The organism is Methanolobus sp. ZRKC2, assembly GCF_045291185.1.
In the GTDB taxonomy this organism is placed as follows: Archaea; Halobacteriota; Methanosarcinia; order Methanosarcinales; family Methanosarcinaceae; genus Methanolobus.
Genome location: NZ_CP146980.1, coordinates 1,073,087 through 1,092,654, shown reverse-complemented (window position 1 = coordinate 1,092,654; position 19,568 = coordinate 1,073,087). Strand labels below are relative to the sequence as shown.

Sequence of the window (19,568 nt, the reverse complement as noted above, 5' to 3'; positions counted from 1 at the left end):
GGATTGTTTTTCACATTAGGGAGATTTAACTATGCTGGGAAAAAATAGTAAGCTGAACAAAGAAATAATTCGTGTACTGGATAGCATCAATAGTGGTGCGCTGGATGCAAGAATTAATACTGAGTCTGTAGGAAGTGATACGGAGATTTCCATGTATCTGAATTCATTTTTCGATGAAGCTGCAAGATGGAAAGAACTGGCAGATTTACAGATTACAGTAAACGAGGAAATGAACCGACTCTTCACTTCAGTGAGTGAAGGTCAACTTGGCTTAAGAGTGAATACGGATCGCTTTTCAGGTGAGCAAAAGGAATTGATGATCGGTGTCAACGATCTGATGGAAACTATCAGTCAGATGGTTTCCGATGTAAGGGAAAACGAAAGGTCTAAGGCATCATTCCTTAATAATGTACCTGCACCTGTGATGGCAGTTGAGAAGGACTTCACAATCAAATTCTTGAATGATGCAGGTGCATCACTGCTCGGAAAAACAGTTGACGAATGTGTCGGCAAAAAGTGCTATGATCTTTTTAACACTCCACACTGCAATACTGAAAACTGCCGTCTTGCAAGGGCTATGAAGAATGATAAAGTATATACTGCAGATACAATAGCACACCTCTCATCAGGAGATGTCCCGATCCGTTATACGGGAAGAGCTCTTAAAGATGAGAGTGGAAACATTATAGGCGCCCTTGAGTTTGCATTTGACATAAGTTCTGAGGCTGATGTCACAAAGGAAATAATGGACCTTGCAAATGCTACTGTTAATGGTGACCTCGCAGTACGTGCAGATGCTGACAGTTTCAGCGGCAACAATAAGGAGATTCTTGTAGCTGTAAACAGCACTCTGGATGCAGTGGTAGAACCATTCATGGCTGCATCGAAATATGTACATCGGATTTCTAAAGGAGACATTCCTCCTCAGATCACTAAAGAGTACGAAGGTACCTTCGATGAATTCAAGAATAACCTTAATTCCTGTGTAAATGCCATTAACGCACTTGTTGAGGACTCTGCGAAACTGGCAGAAGCGGGTATTGAAGGCAGAGTTGATGTACGTGCGGATACTTCCCGCCATGAAGGTGATTTCAAGAGGATTATCGGAAGCCTGAATACTACACTTGATGCTATCTCACGACCTCTTCAGGAAAGTACGGATGTTCTTTCAAAGCTTGCAATGAATGACTTCGAGATTGGTGTCGAAGGGGAGTACACAGGTATTTTCAAGGACAATTCAAATGCTGTCAATGAAGTTCGCAATAGATTGACGAATATTCAGCGTACGTTTGAATACATGGCAGTGGGAGACTTCAGTGATCTTGAGAAGTACAGGGCTGTAGGCAAACGCTCGGAGAACGACAAGCTTCTGCCAAATACCATAACATTGATGGAAAAAGTCAAGGGAATGGCAGATGAGTTCATAGAACTGGGCACAGCCGCAGAAGCTGGAAATCTTGACTATCGTCTGGATCCGTCAAAGTTTGAGGGTCTTTTCCAGGAAGCTGTAACTACTGTTAACGAAGCATTCGATGCCCTGATAGCTCCTCTCAATGTGACTGCCGATTATGTTGCAAATATCTCAAAAGGTGAGATTCCAGAGAAGATTACTGATGAGTATATGGGAGATTTCAATATTATCAAGAATAACCTTAATGCATGCATCAATGGCCTTGCAGGTCTTGAGGAATGTAGTGAGATACTGCAACTTATGGCAGATAATGATCACACGCGCAGGGTTGAGGGCCAATATCAGGGAATCTTTGCCGATGTAGGAGAAGCTACAAACACTATCCGCGAAAGAATACTTGCTGTGAAGGCTGTCAACAAGAAGATAGCCGACGGTGACCTGAGCGATCTTGAAGGTCTCAAGAAGATAGGCAAACGTTCTGAGAATGATGACCTTATTCCATGTTATATTGCTATGATGAGCAATATTGAATCCCTTGGAGAAGAATTTGTCAAGCTTGGTAACGCCTGCGAGGCTGGTGACCTTGATTACAGGGCAGATATCTCTGCTCATGAAGGTGAGTACAAAGAAGCTATCACTGCAGTCAACGGTGCAATAGATGCTCTTGTAACTCCTTTAAATGAAGCTATACGTATCGTTGATGAATATTCAGAGGGTAGGCTTGATGCCAGAGTAAGCTTTGAGACAAAGGGAGATTTCAAGCTTTTTGCAAATGCCCTTGACAGCTTCGGTGAAAATCTCCAGGCAATAATTATTGATTCAAGCGATGTCCTGGAATCTATTTCAAATAATGATCTTACACGATCTGTTCGTATAAGTGGGGTAGGTGAATTCCTGCAGCTCACTGACGGAGTGGAGAATACAAGAAAATCATTGAATGATGTTGTTTCAATGGTACATGGAAGTTCAAGGAATGTTGCATCCACAGCAGAAGAAATGTCTGCATCGGTAGAAGAAATGACTTCATCATCCTACCAGATTGCGGATACTGTTTCCGAGATCTCCAAGGGTGCGCAGAACCAGGCCGGAAAGACTGAGGAAGTTTCACGTGCAATGGTTGACATGACCATGACTGTCCAGGAAGTAGCTTCCAATTCCCAGAAAGCTGCCGAAACTGCAAAAGAGTCCAATAACCTGATCCACAATCTTGGTACAATTACCAAGGATCTGCTGAAGAAAATGGATAGTATAAAGGACGCAACATCCGATTCATCCGGGGTAATAATGGAGCTTGATGGCAAGTCCAAACAGATTGGTGAAATCGTCAATCTTATTACCAGCATTGCAGACCAGACCAACCTGCTTGCGCTCAATGCTGCAATTGAAGCTGCCCGTGCAGGTGAACATGGTCGTGGATTTGCCGTAGTTGCGGATGAAGTCAGAAAACTTGCCGAAGATTCGGGCAATGCAGCCAAACAGATTGCGGACCTCATAAATCAGATCCAGACAGGAACTGCTAACGCAGTTACTTCCATGCAGCAGGGTTCTGAAGAAGTTTCCACAGGTGCGGAGGCACTCAATGAGGCTGCTGTAGTAATTGAAAAGGTTGTAACTACCGGTGATATCATTGCAAGTATGGTACAGGATATTGCCGCTGCTGCACAGGAGCAGTCAGCTTCTATTGAAGAGGTCACTTCTTCTGTGGAAGAGGTCAGTGCCATTTCTGAGGAATCGGCTGCAGGCACAGAAGAAGCATCTGCGGCTGTACAGGAACAGACAGCAACAATGCAGGAACTTTCAAGATCTGCAGAGGATCTTGCCTTGCTGGCTGGAGAAATGAAATCCGTAGTTGACAAATTCGTACTTGACGAAATAATGTTGAATAGTTCTGTCTCAGTTGAGCAGGATTTTGACGCCAATCCGGACAAATCAGATAGAAAACCGGATGGTATTGAACGAGTAAACGAGGGCAGTGCCCTTGTATAAATCTACTGTGAGGAAAGTACATGGATAAAATATCACTTGAAGGAACAAATGTTTCAGAAGATCTGCTCCAGTTGGTAATTTTTCAGCTTGGTGGCGAAGAGTTCGGTGTTGAAATCGTAAAAGTTCAGGAAATCATCAGGATGCCTGAAATCACTCACATCCCTCAATCTCCTGATTTTGTAGAGGGTGTGATAAATCTTCGTGGGAAGATCATTGTTGTGGTTAACCTAGATAAACGCTTTAACCTCAATTCAAAAGAAGTAGACGAAGATTCCAGAATTATTGTTGTTGAGATTGGGAACAATGTTGTAGGCATGATCGTCGATGCTGTAAATGAAGTATTAAGAATTCCAAGTTCAAGTGTTGAACCGGCACCTGACCTTATTCTCTCACAGATCAGCAGGGACTATCTTAAGGGTGTTGGGAAGGTTGACGATCGTCTCCTTATAATGCTGGACCTTGCCAAAGTCCTGACTGTTGAGGAAATGAAAGAGATAGCTGTTCTTGCCTGAAATAGGCAAGGCATTTTTTTATTTACAGTCATTACATTTAGACTTCTATTTTTTTTAACAATAAATTTATATAATTAATTGTTAATTATATTGTGATTGTAGTGCCTCTGGCACTTTTCTGCGAAGGGTTAATCATGGCTTTTACATACTTTTTCAGGGATATACAGACTCTTGAAATGATCAGGGATCATGTTATTCCAGAGCTAAGGACACGCCGATATATTCACATATGGGATGCAGGTTGTGCTATGGGTCCGGAACCTTATTCCCTGGCCATGGTATTGCGTGAGAACATGGGTATGATCTTCAGGAACGTTAAGATACATGCGACTGATATTGACAGCAGCAATCTTTTTGGTGACATTATTAGCAAAGGTATCTATCCGAGAGATCAGATTCAGAGAATTCCTAAGGATATTTTTGAAAAATATTTCTCGCCGGCTGATGAACCGGATCACTTTGTGATTTCAGAAGAGATCAGGAAAAGTGTTTCCTTTACCAGGCATGACCTGCTGGACCTACAGCCTGTAAGAAAAGGTCTGAACCTGATTCTTTGTAAGAATGTACTTCTTCATTTTCAGGAAAAGGAGCGCATAGAAGTCATCAAAATGTTCCATGATGCTCTGGAAGGAGGCTATCTGGCTATGGAGCAGACTCAGAAAATGCCTCCAGAACTTGAAGAATATTTCGAACCGGTAGTTTCAAACGCACAGTTATATCGAAAAGTGGTTTGAAGATATTCTTAATTGCGTGGGCTGACGGGTTAATTATGACTTTAACCGGTTTTACAGAAATGTCAACAAAAGAAAAGATTTAATCTCTGTAGACATATCTCTTCATGTGGTATACGATGGAAATAGAAGCAAAGTTCCTTTTGTCTGATAAAGATGTTTTTCGAAAGCTTTCCATGAATGATTCAATTGGAAACTTTGCTGTGGGGAATACTTGCAAAAGCAACTTCAGTGACACTTATCTTGATACAGTGGACATGGTTTTGTACTCTTCAGGCTATTCTTTCAGATGCAGGCAAAAACCCGGCAAAATTGCGTATACTCTCAAATCTCTTGATGGCGCCGGCTCAACAATCCGGAGACGTGAAGAGATAGAAGTAATAGTGCCTGAAAAATGTGAGATCGATGAGCTGGAGGAAAGCAGACTTAAAAGTATGGTATCAAGTATGATAGGCTCAGGTAAGTTGTTTCCTTTATTCGAAGTGATACACGAAAGAACGACCTGTGATCTCAAGGACAATTCACGCAATGTTGCCGAGCTAAGTCTTGATGATGTTATTATCAACTGCGAAGGAAATGAAAAACCTTATCTTGAAGTTGAAATCGAGCTTCAGGAAGGTTCGGAAGATGAGCTTTTCTCACTGGTTGATGTAATGCTGGATGATTTCGGATTAACTCCCGGAAGTAACTCCAAGTTTGACAACGGGCTTGAACTCTTGCATGAAAATATCTGGTCAGATGCGAAGATACTTGATTATGGAGATTTTCCTTTCAGGAACAATATCACTCCGATCTCTCTTGCAGAAATGTTCGAAAAATATAATATTGAAAGGGATCATGCACGCAAGGTTACTGAGAATTCCCTTGAACTGTTTGACCGGTTGGCTAAAGTGCACCGGCTTGACCCGGAGCTTCGAAATACAATGAAAATAGCTTCACTTGTCCATGACATTGGAGTTATGACTGATGTGAAGAAGCATCATAAGGTGGGCAGGGATATCTTACTGAGTCATACTCCGGCAGAAATGCCATTTCCATTGTATGTAATACTTCCGTGGACAACTTTTCTCCATAAGAAGAGGATTGATGAAGAAAAGCTGGCAAAGCTGTTTGTTAAGAATAAATTCTCAGCCCTGTCCCAAAGGATGAGGGAAGATATTCTGAGAATTGCTGCCATTCTCAGAATTGCTGATGGATTGGATTACAGTCGATCAGACAGCACTATTAGTGATATAGAGATCAGAAATGAGAGTATAGTTATTAAAGTAAAAGGGCGGGGCTCTCAAGTTGATGCTAATCGGGCAAAAACTAAAAGTGATCTGTGGAATCTTCTGTTTGATAAGAAATTGAACTTCAGGCCAGTTGCCTGATGTGCTTATTTTACCTTGAGTTCTTTTTCCAGGGTTTCAACAACCGTACGAAGGATCTTTATCCTCGCAAATTTTTTATCATTTCCTTCAACGATAGTCCAGGGTGCGTAGGTAGTACTTGTTTTTTGCAGCATCTCATTGACAGCATCTGCATATAAGTCCCATTTATCCCGGTTCTTCCAGTCATCGTCAGTAATCTTCCACTTTTTGTGGGCTGTTTTTTCTCTTTTCCTGAACCTGTGAAGCTGCTCATCCTTATCTATGTGCACCCAGAACTTGATAATGATTGTACCGTAGTTGGAAAGTATCTCCTCGAATTCATTAATCTCCCTGTAAGCACGCTTCCACTCCTGATCACCGCAAAGATTCTCTACCCTTTCAACCAAAACCCTGCCATACCAGCTCCTGTCAAAAATAGCTATATGACCTGCTTCAGGTATCTCGTTATAGAATCTCCACATGTAATTATGTGCCAGTTCGACATCTGATGGGACACCTACGGGCACTACCCTGTATATTCTTGGATTCAGTGCCTGTGCAAGCCTCCTGATTCCTCCTCCTTTACCCGATGCATCCCATCCTTCAAAGGCTATTATCAGTGGTCTGTCCTGCATGAAAAGCTGGTATTGCAGTTTACTGAGTTTTTTCTGGTATTTTTTGATCTCTTTCTCGTATTCATCCTTGGGCAATGACTTACTGAGATCTATTTTTTCCAGTATGGAGGTGTTGAGGGCTGGAATTGTGCATGTTTGTGTGGCCTTTGTCTTTGCTTTTTCATGATTCTCTTCTTCCCTGTCAATCCTCTCTTCAACTGCCCGGATAAATGATGCCATTACTTTCACAGTTGCAAAATTCAAATCGTCGGATTCAATTATGTTCCAGGGAGAATGGGATATATCCGATTTCTCGAGCATTTTCTCAATCAAGGGCAGGAATTTGTCATATTCTATGATATAATCCTCCTCTTCTTCTTTCACGAGGAAAAGGGGAGTTCCCTTGTTTCTGATATCTTCAAATCTTTTCTGCTGCCTTTCTTTACTGATATGCAGAAAGAACTTGATTATGAGATAGTTATCATCTGCAAGCTGTTTCTCAAAATATGTTAACCCGTTCAGGCAGTTATTGGTATCTTTCTCTGAGATATTCTTACTGAAGTGTTCAAGTAGTGCCCTGCGATACCAGCTCCTGTCAAAGATGGCTATTTCACCTTTTTTCGGTATTTTGGTCCAGAAGCGCCATATTAAAGGTTTCTTCTCTTCCTGAGCACACGGTTTTCCAGCGGTGTAAAGCTCGAATCCCATTGGGTTGAGGGGCATGAGGAACCTGTTGATTATTTCTGCCATGCCTGAAGCATGCCATCCCTCAAAGACGACTATAATTGGAATGTCCATTTTCCATGCTTTTCTTTGTAACTCTCCCAGGCGTATGGAGTACTCCTCTGTTAGCTTCCTATATTCTTTTTCCCCGATACTTTTGGACAGGTCAACTTTTTCAAGCATGTTATCACTACCATTTTTCTTTATTTTTGTATGGACATTGTCAATCAAAAGAATACTTCTATTTGTATGATCTGCATTTATTGATAATTATATTTAATTATACGTTATAATATAATTAAACACTTGTTATATATCTTCATTAAAGAAACATTTTTAAAGTTTGACTATAAACTTCTATGAGAATCACACTATTCCGAGTTGATGCTATGCCCCTGGTAAATAAGAAAAAGTGCGTTTCCTGCAAAAAATGTGTAAAAAAATGTCCGGTAGATGCCATTTCCATGAAAAAGGGAAAGGCACAGATAAACAATGACATCTGCATCAATTGTGGTAAATGCATCAAAGTATGTCCTGTGAAAGCAATACTCAGGGACAGGGAAATAGTGGAACTTGAGGTTGCATCAAATATCAAATCATTTAAGAAGAACCTTGCAAAGTCCAAAAGCAAGAAATCCAGAAATCGCATGATAAAAAACAGAATGCGTCAGATGAAGGTACAAGACAAGGTTCTCAGGGATACTCTCAAAGAAATGAAACATCTGAAAGCATGAATTGTTTATACGTACCATTTATTTACAGGCACATCATAGGATTCAACAATGCAAGGTAAAGCCCTATTCAAGAAATATTCCGTATTAGCAGCCTTTTCCTTTTTGTTCGGTCTGGTATTTTCAATGACCGGAGTGCTCTATGCTATAGTTGGAAAAGTATCGAGGTACTCTGATCCTCAGGTTATTCTTATTTCTTGTACCCTTATAGGGCTTGGATTTGTGCTAACTTTGATTGGCATCAATTTTGGTGGCATGAAGCAAAAAATTACTCGCAGTATTTCATTCCTTGCAGGAGTATTTTTATCATTCGGAGGACTTGTCTTATTCCTGACGTCCTACCCTGAAAACTGGTTCTATCCTACAGTTGCTTATGCTCTTATCTCTTATTCCTTGGGAGTATTCCTGCTTCTGATCAATATTTTTGTCAACTATTACACCGGACTTTTCCTGCAATCAGAACAACCTTCCAATGAAATGCCGGCAGATCATGATAATGTGGAAAAAGCTTCTGAAAAGTCATTCGGGAAAGATAATTCCATCATGGCAACTTTTGCAGGCATACTCCTGACAAACCTGCTGTCTGATGGTCCGGATTCTTCTTTGTACCGAAAAGATGAAAGGAATGATGAATCCCTGGTAACCGTACAGGTAAATGAAGATAATATAATAGAAGCAGAGCACGAAGATCTGAATGCTGAGGATGTTCCAAATAGAAGTGTGGAAGATTCCGGGGACAGCATGGAAGTTGAAATTGAAGCAGCTAGCAATGATTCTTCTGGAAAAGTAGGTGAAGTTGAAGAAACAGCAGTTGAAGAAGTCAATGTTAACGCTAAACCTGTTTCCAGGGAAGAGAGAACTGAAGTTGTTATGCCTTATTCAGACTTTCTTTCCATGAAGAAGACAAACGTAAAAGCTGCGGATTCCATGCGCGTTGCCGCACGCAAGATTCTGATGTTTCATTTCGGAGTAATGATTGAGCATGAGAGGGGCACCAAAGTTGGGAAAGACATAGAAGAGCTACACGACATGCGCGTTGCCGCAATGCGTATGCGTTCTGTTGTTGAAGTTCTGGAAGATTATCTTGATATGAAGGAAATGTCTTCATATTACAAGAACATCAAATCCACAAGAAAAGTCCTTGGGACAGTCCGGGATCTGGACGTTTTCCTTGAGAAGATCGATCACTATCTTGAAGGGCAGCCTCCTGAAAGAAGACTGGAAATGGATCCGCTTACAGATTCCATTCTGATTGAGAGGGCAAAAAATCGAGGTAACATGCTTGTGTATCTTGATGATTCAAAATATAACAAATTCAAAAAGAATTTTTCCAGCTACCTCCTGCATAAAAAGTCATGGAAAATGAAATCCGTAAAAAAGGATGGTGAGCCCATTCCATCCAGGGTAAGGGATATATTACCTGTACTTTTGTACACACAGTTTGCAACTGTAAGGGCATATGATGAAATTGTCTCCGACGAGTCAATAGTTGATCCATCTCTGGAAAAGTATCATCAGCTAAGGATCGATGTTAAGATATTACGTTACACGCTTGAGTTCTTCAAGGAAGTGCTTGGTTCCGAGTCCAAAGGACTAATAAAGGACCTTAAGGTCCTTCAGGACAATCTTGGAGATATGCATGACACTGTTGTTGCGCTCGAGCTTCTGGAAAACTTTGAAAAATATGGCACGTGGGGTGAAGTGAGTAAGAAGAAGTCATCAGGTTCCGGTGGACTTCAGGATTATCCGGGTGTTGATGCCTACATGGAATACAGGAAACAGGAACTTCAAAATTTGCTTGAGGCTTTTCCGAATGCATGGTCAAAGGTTATTGACCATGATTTCAGTGTTAGGTTCTCTCAGGCAATATCAGGTATTTACACTTCCTGAAAATGATGTCTGCTGAGTCTCAATAGGCTACTAATAACTACACTGTATTATGTAGGACTATATATGGATCTGTATGAAGTATTATATAATAGGATTGTTGTATTTTTATCAAAATGCCACAGCAAGCTAATGTTTTTACAATCAAGGAATATGACCTCTATGTCCGACAAAGTAGATGAGTATGTTAACAGGGAAATCAGCTGGCTTTCGTTTAATGAAAGAGTGCTTCAGGAAGCAAAAGATCCTGAAGTCCCGTTAATTGAGCGTTTGAAGTTCCTTGGGATATTTTCTTCAAATCTTGATGAATTCTTCAGTGTAAGGGTTGGGACACTGCAGCGTATGATAGATGCAGGTGTAAAATCCAAGGCAATGGTTGGTGTTTCCCCGAAGAAAGTCATGAAACAGGTGCATCACATAGTATTAAGGTTACGTGATGATTTTGACAGGGTATTTGCTGAACTTACAGAGGAGCTGGAAGAGCATAACATTTTCATTGTCGATGAAACCCAGCTTGACGAAACCCAGAGTTCTTTCCTTAAGACCTATTTCCAGGAAAAAGTAAGACCACGTCTTATTCCTGTAATGCTGAAGGACGTTCCAAGCTTTCCATATCTTAAGAACCAGGTTCTCTATCTTATAATCGACGTTCGGAAGAAATGGGATCCAAATAGTTCTAAATTTGCTTTGATAGAAGTACCTGCAGATGTGCTTCCACGTTTTATTATGCTGCCTGAATCCGGCGACAGGAAATGCGTGATAATGCTGGATGATATTATTCGGTTCGGTCTTGATGATATCTTTTCAACCTTCGAGTATGATTCCATTAGTGCATATACAATAAAATTGACAAGAGATGCTGAACTGGATATCGATGATGATGTAACCAAGAGTTTCTTTGAAAAGGTATCCCAGAGTCTGGAAGAAAGGAAGAAAGGTCAGCCTGTACGCTTTGTCTATGACAGGGATATGCCCTACTATTTGCTCGATTTTACATTAAAGAGGCTGGAGATACAGAAATTCGAAAATCTGGTTCCCGGGGGAAAGTACCATAACGCTAAGGACTTCATGAATTTCCCGAAAATAGGTCCCGATTCTTTCTATTACAAAAAGAAGCATCCTTTTCCTTTGCCTCATAAAGATCTCATGAGTCACAAAAGTATTTTTGCTGCCATGAGGGAACGGGATATCCTTCTTCATTATCCATACCAGTCATTCGACTATTTCATCGATCTTCTGAGGGAAGCTGCTATTGATCCTTATGTATCAAGCATAAAAGTCACTCTTTACAGGGTTGCCCGTAATTCCAATGTCATCAATGCACTCATCAATGCAATAAAGAATGGAAAAAGTGTTACAGTTGTTATCGAACTTCAGGCACGGTTTGATGAGGAGTCTAATATTTACTGGACACAGAAACTCGAAGATGCAGGTGCAAGGATAATCGATGGTGTACCTGGTTTGAAGGTCCACTCAAAACTCTGTCATATCACCAGGCGTGAGGAGAATGACATTGTTCACTATTCATGTATCGGAACCGGTAATTTCAATGAGTCCACAGCAAAACTCTATTGTGACCACATGCTTATGACCAGAAATCCGGACCTGACATTCGAAGTCGAGAAGGTTTTTGATTTTTTCGCTCACAATTACAAAATTTACAACTACAAGCATCTTGTAGTCGCTCCTCTTCAAATGCGTAATACATTCGAGAAATACATTGACGATGAAATCGAGAACGCTAAGGCTGGTAAACCGGCATATATCCTTGCAAAGATGAATAGTCTTGTGGATAGTGAGATGATCAATAAACTGTATGATGCCAGCAAGGCAGGTGTCAGGATCAAGATGGTCGTCAGGGGGATATGCTCACTTGTGCCGGGTGTCAAGGGCCTGAGTGAGAATATTGAAGTAGTGAGTATAGTTGACAAATACCTTGAACATTCACGAATTTTTATTTTCTGTAACAATGGCGATGAGAGATATTATATTTCGTCAGCTGACTGGATGGTAAGAAACCTGGACCGGCGTGTAGAAGTTGCCACTCCTATCTATGATACTTCAATAAGAAACGAATTGGCAGAATATATGAACCTGCAGTTCCTTGACAATACAAAAGCAAGGATTATCAACGATCGCCAGGATAATCAATACAAGAAAGGCGGTAAAAAGTCCTACCGTGCCCAGGAAGACATTTATACATTCCTTGAAAAACAATTAGTTAACGAGGACATCGAATGAAATTTGCTGCAATAGATGTGGGCTCTAATGCTGTGCGCTTGCTTCTGTCAAAAGTAGATACGGAAGGTATTGAGCCTATTTACGAAAAGATTTCTCAGATACGTATGCCTATACGCCTCGGGGATGATGCCTTTGTCCACGGACATATCTCTGATGAGAAGGTTCGTCAGTTAGTCAAAACAATGATCGCTTTTAAGCATCTTATGGATGCCTATGAGCCGATAGATTTCATGGCATGTGCTACATCTGCAATGAGGGAAGCGGAGAATAGCGAAAAAATTGTCAGGAAAATTAAAGAAGAAAGTGGCATCGATTTAAAAGTAATAAGCGGAAGGAGAGAAGCAAAGATTATCTACTCCAATCGCATTGAAAAGATAATTGCCAATGGTGATCCTTCTTCCTATCTGCACGTTGATGTGGGTGGAGGAAGTACCGAGATAATTGTTTTCAACAGGGAAAAAGTACTTGCATACAGATCATTCAACATAGGGGCCATCCGTATGCTTGAGGGTTTTGTTTCAAAGGATGAGTGGAACGGGATGAAAAAGTGGGTCCAGTCGGTAACCAAGGAGTACAAGCCGGCTTCAGCTATAGGCAGTGGTGGAAATATCAATAAAGTGTTTGTCATGGCAAATGTAAAAGAGGGCACTCCTCTCTCTTATGAAGAACTTAAAAGAGTGTACAAATTCCTGAAAGGATATACTCTTGAACAACGCATCACAAAACTTGGTCTTCGGCCTGACAGGGCTGATGTCATTATTCCGGCATCAAAGATCTATTTCTCTGTCATGAAATGGGGACATATCGATCAAATGCATGTTCCACGGCTCGGACTTGCAGACGGTATTATCCATGTGTTGTACCAGAAACACAAAGAAAAATATATATAAACAAAATTCCAGATGTGATCCGGGATTTTGTACATAGCTCCAAAAGTTTATTTGCGTTCGTTGCTACCTGTTCTTGAGATGTTATTTTTTCTTTTGGGATTTCACCATAGCCATAAAGCTGTGTTCTATGTTCATAATACATAAATACTGATTTACTACAACCTTGTCTTGTTATAGATCAGACAAAGATCCGGGGTATTATCTTGGAAGATTCTGAACAGGTTAAAAATGAAGAAATAGCTGGAAATGAGACGATGGGACCTGTAAATGGGCAAGAAGTGCTTTATCTGGGTATAGACCTTGGCACGTACACAATAGCAATATGCACAAACAAAGGTACAAGGCTTGTAGAGTATAGTGCCATTGCCTGCGAAGGGGAGAATTTCCCGGAAAATCCGGAAAACGAAAATGTATTTTTCGGAAAAGCGGCATTTGAACAATCGGATTTTCCTGTTAAAGAACCCATAAAAGAACTGCTTCAGGGTAAGACAAATGATCCCGGGCCTGTTAAACTTCTGTTGAATCATTGTTTTAAAAATGCAGGAATCGAGCTTGATTCCCTGGAAAGTTATGCAATTATAGGTGTTCCTGCGGGTGCTGATCCATCCTATAAAAGAACTATTCTGGATATTTCAAAGGACCTGTTCACAGGTGCAATGGTAGCCGATGAGATTTTCTGTGTGGCTTATGGAAGTGGCCACCTGGAGAATTCCCTTATTGTAGACATAGGTGCAAGCAAGCTGGACATCTGTCATATCAATGGTAATATTCCGGCAGATGAGGACCACTTTAAAATGTCTTTTGCAGGAGACAACATCGATCAGGAACTTATTGACCTGATTAAGGAAAAACATGAAGATTCGAAGGTAACAAAGCATCTTGCAAGACAGTGGAAGGAAAATTATGGTTATGTAGGTCTTTCAGATGTCCGGTGTAAGGTTGAATTGCCACTGGAAGATTCCTTTGAAGAAACATGTATAGAAGAGGAACTGAGATTTGCATGTGAATCACTTATACCTGATGTGGTTTCCGGGCTTACTAAAATGATTTCCTATGCGGAACCGGATTTCAGAGAAGCATTGAGGAATAATATCTATATTTGTGGTGGTTGCAGTAAGATGAAAAATGTTGGCAGTTTCATTGAAAACGAATTGAAAGATCTGGGTGGAGGAAAGATTATTTTGCCGGATGATCCGGATTTTGCTTTTGCTGAAGGTGCCAGAAAACTTACTGAAAAAATGCCCCGGGAATTCTGGGAACAGGTGAAAAGTTAATTATTGGAAAGATTCGGATGTGGTGTTATGAGTTCATTAACCTGGTCAAAAAGCTCCAAACAGGTAAATAAGGGTAGACAGGACTTCACCCCTAATATTTACCGTAAACCTGTAAAAAATGATAATGCAGACAGAGAACAAGAACAAAAGGTTTCATATTCTCGTGACCAGGCTGGCGCTGACTCACAGGAGCAAAATTCTAAAGTTAAGGAGCTTGGGTCCGAGCTTGAGAGCTTGAAGGAAAAATATGAAGCTGAAATCCGGGAGTACAAGGAAAAAGAGACTGTTCTTGCAGAGGTTAAAGCAAGATATGAATTCGAAATGGAGGAATACAGGCAAAAGCAGGATCATCTCAATCAACAAATGGACGATATTTCCAGGAAGGAGAAGGATCTCAATCGCAAGTGTGCATTGCTTAAATCCGCATCTTCAAAAGCTGAGGACTTAATCCCTGCAGTAGAGGTAAACGATTTCAACGAAAAACGTTCAGCTTTTGATAAACAGAAATCCGAATTCGAAAAACAGGTTGCAGAATTTGAAAATTCTAAAGCGGATTATGAAAAACAACTTTTAGCACTCAAGGAGAACAGGAGCAAACTTCTTGATCAGCAGTCCTCTTATGAAGAAGAGATGAAAGCCTACTTGGAAAAAAAGAATGAACTTGAAGAAAAGGCAAGGCTGCTTGAAGAACAGTTATCTTCAGGTAACGATGTAACACTTGATTTTGAAGGTCTGAATTATTCAGGGGCTGTTGAGATTGTCAAATCCCGATACTATTCCGAATTGAAGGAATTGAACCGTAAACGTGCTGATCTCAAGACACTGAGGGAGGAACTTGAAAGCGAGGAATCACTGCTGATGGCAAAGAGTTCCGGTGTTGGAGAGATAAAATCACAGGTAGAGGCCGAATTTTCCCAACTCAAACCAAGGGCTGATGAGTTAGAAACGGCTATGCAAGAATACGAGATCAAAGCTAAAAATCATGAGGATAATGAACTTTTACTCTCGAAAGCCGTTTCAAAATATGATTCCGAACGTACCCTTTTCAAGCAAAGACAAAATGAGCTTGAGGAACTTAAAAATACACAAGCAAAGCAAGAATATGGCTTGATGAAAAGAAAAGTTTCAGTATTTGAATCCCGAAAACTTCTGAAACTTGAGGTATGCAGGGTCAATTCACTATCTGAGGACTTAACCGGAAAGGTAGCTGATTTTGAGAATAAGATTGCAGAATATGAAAGTGGTCTCCTGCAATATAAAGAGAATCTCAGGGTACATGCTGAGAATGAAAGCAAACTCAATGAATCGATCTCACAGTATGAATCTGAACTTAATTCCTACAAAGATAAGTGCTCTGAACAGGAAGAACTCAGGAAATCTCTGGAAGTTTCAGAAGATGATTTGAAGAAAAAACAGTCGGAAGTCGAAACCTGCAGGAAAGGACTCGAAGTAGAAGAAGAAAGTCTTCTGGCACGTAAAAAGGAAGTTGATGTCCAGAAGACAGAGCTTGAATCCGAACTTGAAGGTATGAAGTCAAAACGTGAGCATAATGAGCGCCTGGGGAAGGAACTTGAAGTGGAATCCAGTGAGCTGGAATCCAAACGTAAGGAGCTTGAAGAACTTCTTGAGACCACAAGCAAGGAAATTGGTACGCATGTGACCATCCACCGTCAACATCTGGATATCAAGAGAATGAATACAAAGCTCGAACAACAGTCGGTTTACATACAGAGCCTTAAAAAGTCTCTTGAGGAAATGCAGAGTTCCCTTGAGTATTCAAAGAAAAACGAAGTATTTGCCGAAATCGTAAAAATGAATGTCGAGATACTGAAATGACCGTTATTAACATAAATGTGCCTCAGAACTCATAGGGTTCATCATGGATCAGAACAGTTTTATCATCACAGGCACATTTCTTCTTATTTATTCTGAATACTAGACTGCTTCTTTTATTTCTCTGACTATCTCAGCAGCAGCACCTGCCGGGTCTTCAGATTGGTATATGCTTCTTCCTACGATCGCCCAGTCAGCACCTGCCTTAATGGTATCTGAAGCACTGCCTCCCTGTGCGCCAACTCCCGGTGATATTATGGCAATCTCGTCACCTATTATCCTTCTGATCTCTTTTACTCTCTCCGGTCTCGTGGCAGGGGCTACAACACCTGAAGCTTCTGCGTTTGCTGCCATTCTTGCAATAGCTTCTCCGGCATCCTGCATTAGGTCAAGTGCACCTGGGTGACTCATCTCTGTAACTACAAAAACATCCTTTCCACGTTCACGTGCGAGGTCAACACAGATCTTTAAGCTGTCATGTCCGGTAAATCCTTGTACAATAACTGCATCTGCACCTGCATCGAATACCTGCTCACATATCAGGCGGTTTGTGTTCGGGATATCTGCTACCTTGAAGTCTGCTATGATGTGTGCATACTTTGCAAGCTCCCCAATGATACCGAGTCCGCTTGCAAGTACCAGTGGATATCCCACTTTTATGGCATCCACATTTCCTGCAACATCCTGTGCTATCTTTATGGCCTCATCCCTATTCAGAACATCCAGTGCAAGTATGAGTCTTGTGTTCTTTTCCATGATCTACTCCTCTACATTTGTTCCCTATAGCCTATATTGTTACTTTGAAGACAATACATTTTTCTCTATCATTTTTTTGCAAGTCTGCTCCTTGCAGCTGCAACAAGGATGGGAAGAGTGATTGTGGCATCGGAGTGAACTGTTACGGAGCGTGCTGTCTCACTGACCTTTCCCCACGAGCGTGCTTCATCGAGTGTTGCACCGCTCAGACCACCGGTCTCCGGTGTGTCCATAGTCAACTGTATGGCATATTCGAATTCCTGGTGCGTGATAAGCATTGACTGGAAGATGTAGTTCTTGGGAACACCGCCACCTATAAGTACGGCACCCGGATCTTTTGCCTCGTAGCAGATGTCGATTATCTCTTTCATGTCTGCAAAGACATCAACGTTGAGTTTGTTGGTCTGCTTGTAGAGCCATGCCTGAAGTCCTATCATGGAGTCCTGTATCGCAGGACAGTAGACTGGTACGTTCATGTCGGCTGCAGCCCTGAGGATGGAGTCCCTGTCATCGATATTGTTTCCGAGGTGTGTCATGAACTCCCTTATGGAGATGGTCTCGGGACCGATATCGGAGAGTATGCTCTTGATCTTCTCTTCGAAGTCAACAAAATAAGGTTCAGGGAGATAGACATCATATATCCTGTTTATCTCATCGTTTTTCAGTTCGATGTCATCACATTCCGCACATCCCTTGTAGTGATGCAGTCCCATTGATTCAACTATCTCATGTACCATGTTGGCACCGGTGGTAACAAGCACATCGATGTAACCGTCATAGATGAGATCAGTTACTATCTGTCGCATTCCGGCAGGCACCATTGCACCTGCGAGCCCGAAAAAACTGGTGGACCCGTTTGCAAGCATCTCGGTGTAGATGTCTGCGGCATCGGCTAATTTGCCCGCACCGAAGGCACAGCCATCGATGGCAAACACAAGTTCGTCCACGCTCATATTCCCAGTGATCTTTGCCTGTCTGATAGGATCCTGGAGTTTTTCTCCATATGAATGACAATGTTCCATTTTGAAAGCCTCTGTATTTAGCAGGGTTTATGCTAAAGTTGTTCTTTAAGGTTATTATGGGAGAAGGTGGAAGGGTGGGTGGAGAGGTTGAATTCAATCTCTCTCACAATAGGTAGGGGATATATACAACTCTAATTTTGGCAACGCTTTTGTAGATAACAAAAGCGATTTTTCTTAGTTATCACTATTCTCGTGATATGTATATTCCATACAAAAAAGTACAATATTAATAAAAAACAAAATTCGTAGGCTCAGCTCTGTCAAAATCACCAAAAATAAAATTGGATTGTGATTCTTTAAAAAAACTAAGCAAAAGTAATAAAAAATAGGGAAAGAAAGAAGTTAAAAGCTTATTTTTTATTGCTTTTAACCTTCTTTAAAAATGCACTCCTTTCAGTGGAGCTTTTATTAAGACCAGATTTATATGAATATTCTGGCCAGTCCTCCTTTAGCAACGATTGGACTGTTGCGACTGCTGTACTATTCTCAACACACAAACAGTTTTGTGTCAAATATTTGCCAGCCATTGCTTTTCCTCCTTTATTATTCAATCTTTTCTTTTTCTAAAGTTTACTTCTTTCTATTCTTATATTTGCTATAACACGTACATATACTGCACGCTTAGATAATCAAAATATTACAATGTGTATGATGTATACATGTTTTAATGCACTATGCTATAAAAAGTTTTCAGTCCGATTTTTTAATCACTTTAAGTAGATGAGAATACAATCCATCTTCTTGTTCTTCTTCTTGGAATTCTTTAAAACCATTTTCTTCATAAAACTTAGTAACGCCCGGATGTTGTTTTTTTGCCTCTACCCACACAACTCTTCCACCGACAAAATCTGATGCATTTTGTATCATTTCAAGTGCACTGTGCAATATTTTACTTCCTTCTATATTATCTTTATATTGATCATTTTTTGCCAGTATGGCAATATAATAAGTGGGTATATATTGGTTTACTGTATCAGACAAGTGTAAAAGTTTTGCTTTTTTCTTACTTACTTCTTTTAGGCAAATAACTTTTAAAGTGAGTGCATAGTAACCCAAAACCTCCAAATCCTGGCTATCGTTGTCTAAAATGAAGTATGATTTTGTATCTCCCATTTTTTCCGCATGTATACATTTATTTTGGACAAAATCTTCAATAAAAGGTTCTCTACTGCAGGTGAAACTCTTAATCATTAAACCTATTTCTTCTTCACTAAATTCAGAAAGCAATTCTCTAAAGGGTATGGCTATGGGATCTATATATATCACCTATTTTGCGGACAATTACTAAAGTTTTTTCGCCTTTTTTACTTTGCGGTCGTAAATAAACCGAGAAAATAGGATTTTTCCTAAATATCGTTACATGTACATTAACAGATCTAATTTATTTAGTAAAGCATATATAATGGCATAACAACCTAAAATATTACTTAGGGGTAATCAAAGTTCATAATAAGTGTGCTTTAAGAATAGACCATGGCATCGAATACTCTGGAGTAATTACCAAATCAGCTTTTTTTCATTTGCACCACATACTAATTTCAGTATTTACAAAACAATAATTTGTTATTCTATTTAAATTAAATTAACCAGCTCTGATTAAAGTCATAC

Annotated in this window: 15 protein-coding genes; 10 read left to right on the top strand and 5 right to left on the bottom strand. The window is 40.5% G+C overall.

The window, feature by feature from the left end:
- Nucleotides 1-31 precede the first annotated feature (31 nt).
- The 4 genes from V7O62_RS05080 to V7O62_RS05065 all read left to right on the top strand — a co-directional run bounded on the left by V7O62_RS05080 (nt 32) and on the right by V7O62_RS05065 (nt 6,010).
- Nucleotides 32-3,397, top strand: coding sequence for a methyl-accepting chemotaxis protein (locus V7O62_RS05080; RefSeq protein WP_406657933.1), 3,366 nt, complete (start codon nt 32-34; stop codon nt 3,395-3,397).
- A 20-nt stretch (nt 3,398-3,417) separates the two neighbouring features.
- Nucleotides 3,418-3,909, top strand: a complete 492-nt coding sequence (locus V7O62_RS05075; RefSeq protein ID WP_406657932.1) for a chemotaxis protein CheW — start codon at nt 3,418-3,420, stop codon at nt 3,907-3,909.
- A gap of 134 nt (nt 3,910-4,043) precedes the next feature.
- On the top strand, nt 4,044-4,643 hold the full coding sequence (locus V7O62_RS05070) for a CheR family methyltransferase (protein ID WP_406657931.1): 600 nt from the start codon (nt 4,044-4,046) through the stop codon (nt 4,641-4,643).
- Between the two features lie 116 nt (nt 4,644-4,759).
- Nucleotides 4,760-6,010 (top strand): CYTH domain-containing protein, encoded by a 1,251-nt coding sequence (locus tag V7O62_RS05065; RefSeq protein WP_406657930.1) that lies wholly within the window; start codon nt 4,760-4,762, stop codon nt 6,008-6,010.
- Nucleotides 6,011-6,015: 5 nt separating this feature from the next.
- Here V7O62_RS05065 and pap read toward each other — a convergent pair whose 3' ends face one another.
- On the bottom strand, nt 6,016-7,509 hold the full coding sequence (gene pap / locus V7O62_RS05060) for a polyphosphate:AMP phosphotransferase (protein ID WP_406657929.1): 1,494 nt from the start codon (nt 7,507-7,509) through the stop codon (nt 6,016-6,018).
- 176 nt (nt 7,510-7,685) lie between these two features.
- On the opposite strand from pap, the gene V7O62_RS05055 reads away from it, so the two are divergent.
- The 6 genes from V7O62_RS05055 to V7O62_RS05030 all read left to right on the top strand — a co-directional run bounded on the left by V7O62_RS05055 (nt 7,686) and on the right by V7O62_RS05030 (nt 16,185).
- Nucleotides 7,686-8,060 carry a DUF362 domain-containing protein gene (locus V7O62_RS05055; protein ID WP_406657928.1) on the top strand — a complete coding sequence of 125 codons (375 nt, stop codon included), beginning with the start codon at nt 7,686-7,688 and terminating at the stop codon, nt 8,058-8,060.
- A 48-nt stretch (nt 8,061-8,108) separates the two neighbouring features.
- Nucleotides 8,109-9,947: a CHAD domain-containing protein gene (locus V7O62_RS05050; protein ID WP_406657927.1), complete on the top strand. Its 1,839-nt coding sequence runs from the start codon at nt 8,109-8,111 to the stop codon at nt 9,945-9,947.
- 159 nt (nt 9,948-10,106) lie between these two features.
- Nucleotides 10,107-12,185 (top strand): polyphosphate kinase 1, encoded by a 2,079-nt coding sequence (ppk1, locus tag V7O62_RS05045; protein ID WP_406657926.1) that lies wholly within the window; start codon nt 10,107-10,109, stop codon nt 12,183-12,185.
- Nucleotides 12,182-13,075 (top strand): exopolyphosphatase, encoded by an 894-nt coding sequence (locus V7O62_RS05040; RefSeq protein WP_406657925.1) that lies wholly within the window; start codon nt 12,182-12,184, stop codon nt 13,073-13,075. Before ppk1 ends, V7O62_RS05040 begins: the two co-directional genes overlap by 4 nt.
- 203 nt (nt 13,076-13,278) lie before the next feature.
- The gene (locus V7O62_RS05035) at nt 13,279-14,349 is read left to right on the top strand and encodes a rod shape-determining protein (RefSeq protein ID WP_406657924.1); all 1,071 of its coding nucleotides are present in this window, start codon (nt 13,279-13,281) and stop codon (nt 14,347-14,349) included.
- A 27-nt stretch (nt 14,350-14,376) separates the two neighbouring features.
- The gene (locus V7O62_RS05030; RefSeq protein WP_406657923.1) at nt 14,377-16,185 is read left to right on the top strand and encodes a hypothetical protein; all 1,809 of its coding nucleotides are present in this window, start codon (nt 14,377-14,379) and stop codon (nt 16,183-16,185) included.
- A 99-nt stretch (nt 16,186-16,284) separates the two neighbouring features.
- Here the strand turns inward: V7O62_RS05030 and pyrF are convergent, their stop codons facing one another.
- The 4 genes from pyrF to V7O62_RS05010 all read right to left on the bottom strand — a co-directional run bounded on the left by pyrF (nt 16,285) and on the right by V7O62_RS05010 (nt 19,226).
- The gene (pyrF, locus tag V7O62_RS05025) at nt 16,285-16,938 is read right to left on the bottom strand and encodes an orotidine-5'-phosphate decarboxylase (RefSeq protein ID WP_406657922.1); all 654 of its coding nucleotides are present in this window, start codon (nt 16,936-16,938) and stop codon (nt 16,285-16,287) included.
- 68 nt (nt 16,939-17,006) lie between these two features.
- Nucleotides 17,007-17,960 (bottom strand): deoxyhypusine synthase, encoded by a 954-nt coding sequence (locus tag V7O62_RS05020; protein ID WP_406657921.1) that lies wholly within the window; start codon nt 17,958-17,960, stop codon nt 17,007-17,009.
- A gap of 350 nt (nt 17,961-18,310) precedes the next feature.
- Nucleotides 18,311-18,487: a hypothetical protein gene (locus tag V7O62_RS05015; protein ID WP_406657920.1), complete on the bottom strand. Its 177-nt coding sequence runs from the start codon at nt 18,485-18,487 to the stop codon at nt 18,311-18,313.
- A gap of 163 nt (nt 18,488-18,650) precedes the next feature.
- Nucleotides 18,651-19,226, bottom strand: a complete 576-nt coding sequence (locus V7O62_RS05010; RefSeq protein ID WP_406657919.1) for a hypothetical protein — start codon at nt 19,224-19,226, stop codon at nt 18,651-18,653.
- Nucleotides 19,227-19,568: the final 342 nt, after the last annotated feature.

Coding starts and splice junctions, on each gene's coding strand:
- V7O62_RS05080 (WP_406657933.1), top strand. CDS start 32: ATGCTGGGAAAAAATAGTAAGCTGAACAAAGAAATAATTCGTGTACTG.
- V7O62_RS05040 (WP_406657925.1), top strand. CDS start 12,182: ATGAAATTTGCTGCAATAGATGTGGGCTCTAATGCTGTGCGCTTGCTT.
- V7O62_RS05030 (WP_406657923.1), top strand. CDS start 14,377: ATGAGTTCATTAACCTGGTCAAAAAGCTCCAAACAGGTAAATAAGGGT.
- V7O62_RS05015 (WP_406657920.1), bottom strand. CDS start 18,487: ATGGCTGGCAAATATTTGACACAAAACTGTTTGTGTGTTGAGAATAGT.
- V7O62_RS05050 (WP_406657927.1), top strand. CDS start 8,109: ATGCAAGGTAAAGCCCTATTCAAGAAATATTCCGTATTAGCAGCCTTT.
- pyrF (WP_406657922.1), bottom strand. CDS start 16,938: ATGGAAAAGAACACAAGACTCATACTTGCACTGGATGTTCTGAATAGG.
- ppk1 (WP_406657926.1), top strand. CDS start 10,107: ATGTCCGACAAAGTAGATGAGTATGTTAACAGGGAAATCAGCTGGCTT.
- pap (WP_406657929.1), bottom strand. CDS start 7,509: ATGCTTGAAAAAGTTGACCTGTCCAAAAGTATCGGGGAAAAAGAATAT.
- V7O62_RS05055 (WP_406657928.1), top strand. CDS start 7,686: ATGAGAATCACACTATTCCGAGTTGATGCTATGCCCCTGGTAAATAAG.
- V7O62_RS05065 (WP_406657930.1), top strand. CDS start 4,760: ATGGAAATAGAAGCAAAGTTCCTTTTGTCTGATAAAGATGTTTTTCGA.
- V7O62_RS05075 (WP_406657932.1), top strand. CDS start 3,418: ATGGATAAAATATCACTTGAAGGAACAAATGTTTCAGAAGATCTGCTC.
- V7O62_RS05020 (WP_406657921.1), bottom strand. CDS start 17,960: ATGGAACATTGTCATTCATATGGAGAAAAACTCCAGGATCCTATCAGA.
- V7O62_RS05070 (WP_406657931.1), top strand. CDS start 4,044: ATGGCTTTTACATACTTTTTCAGGGATATACAGACTCTTGAAATGATC.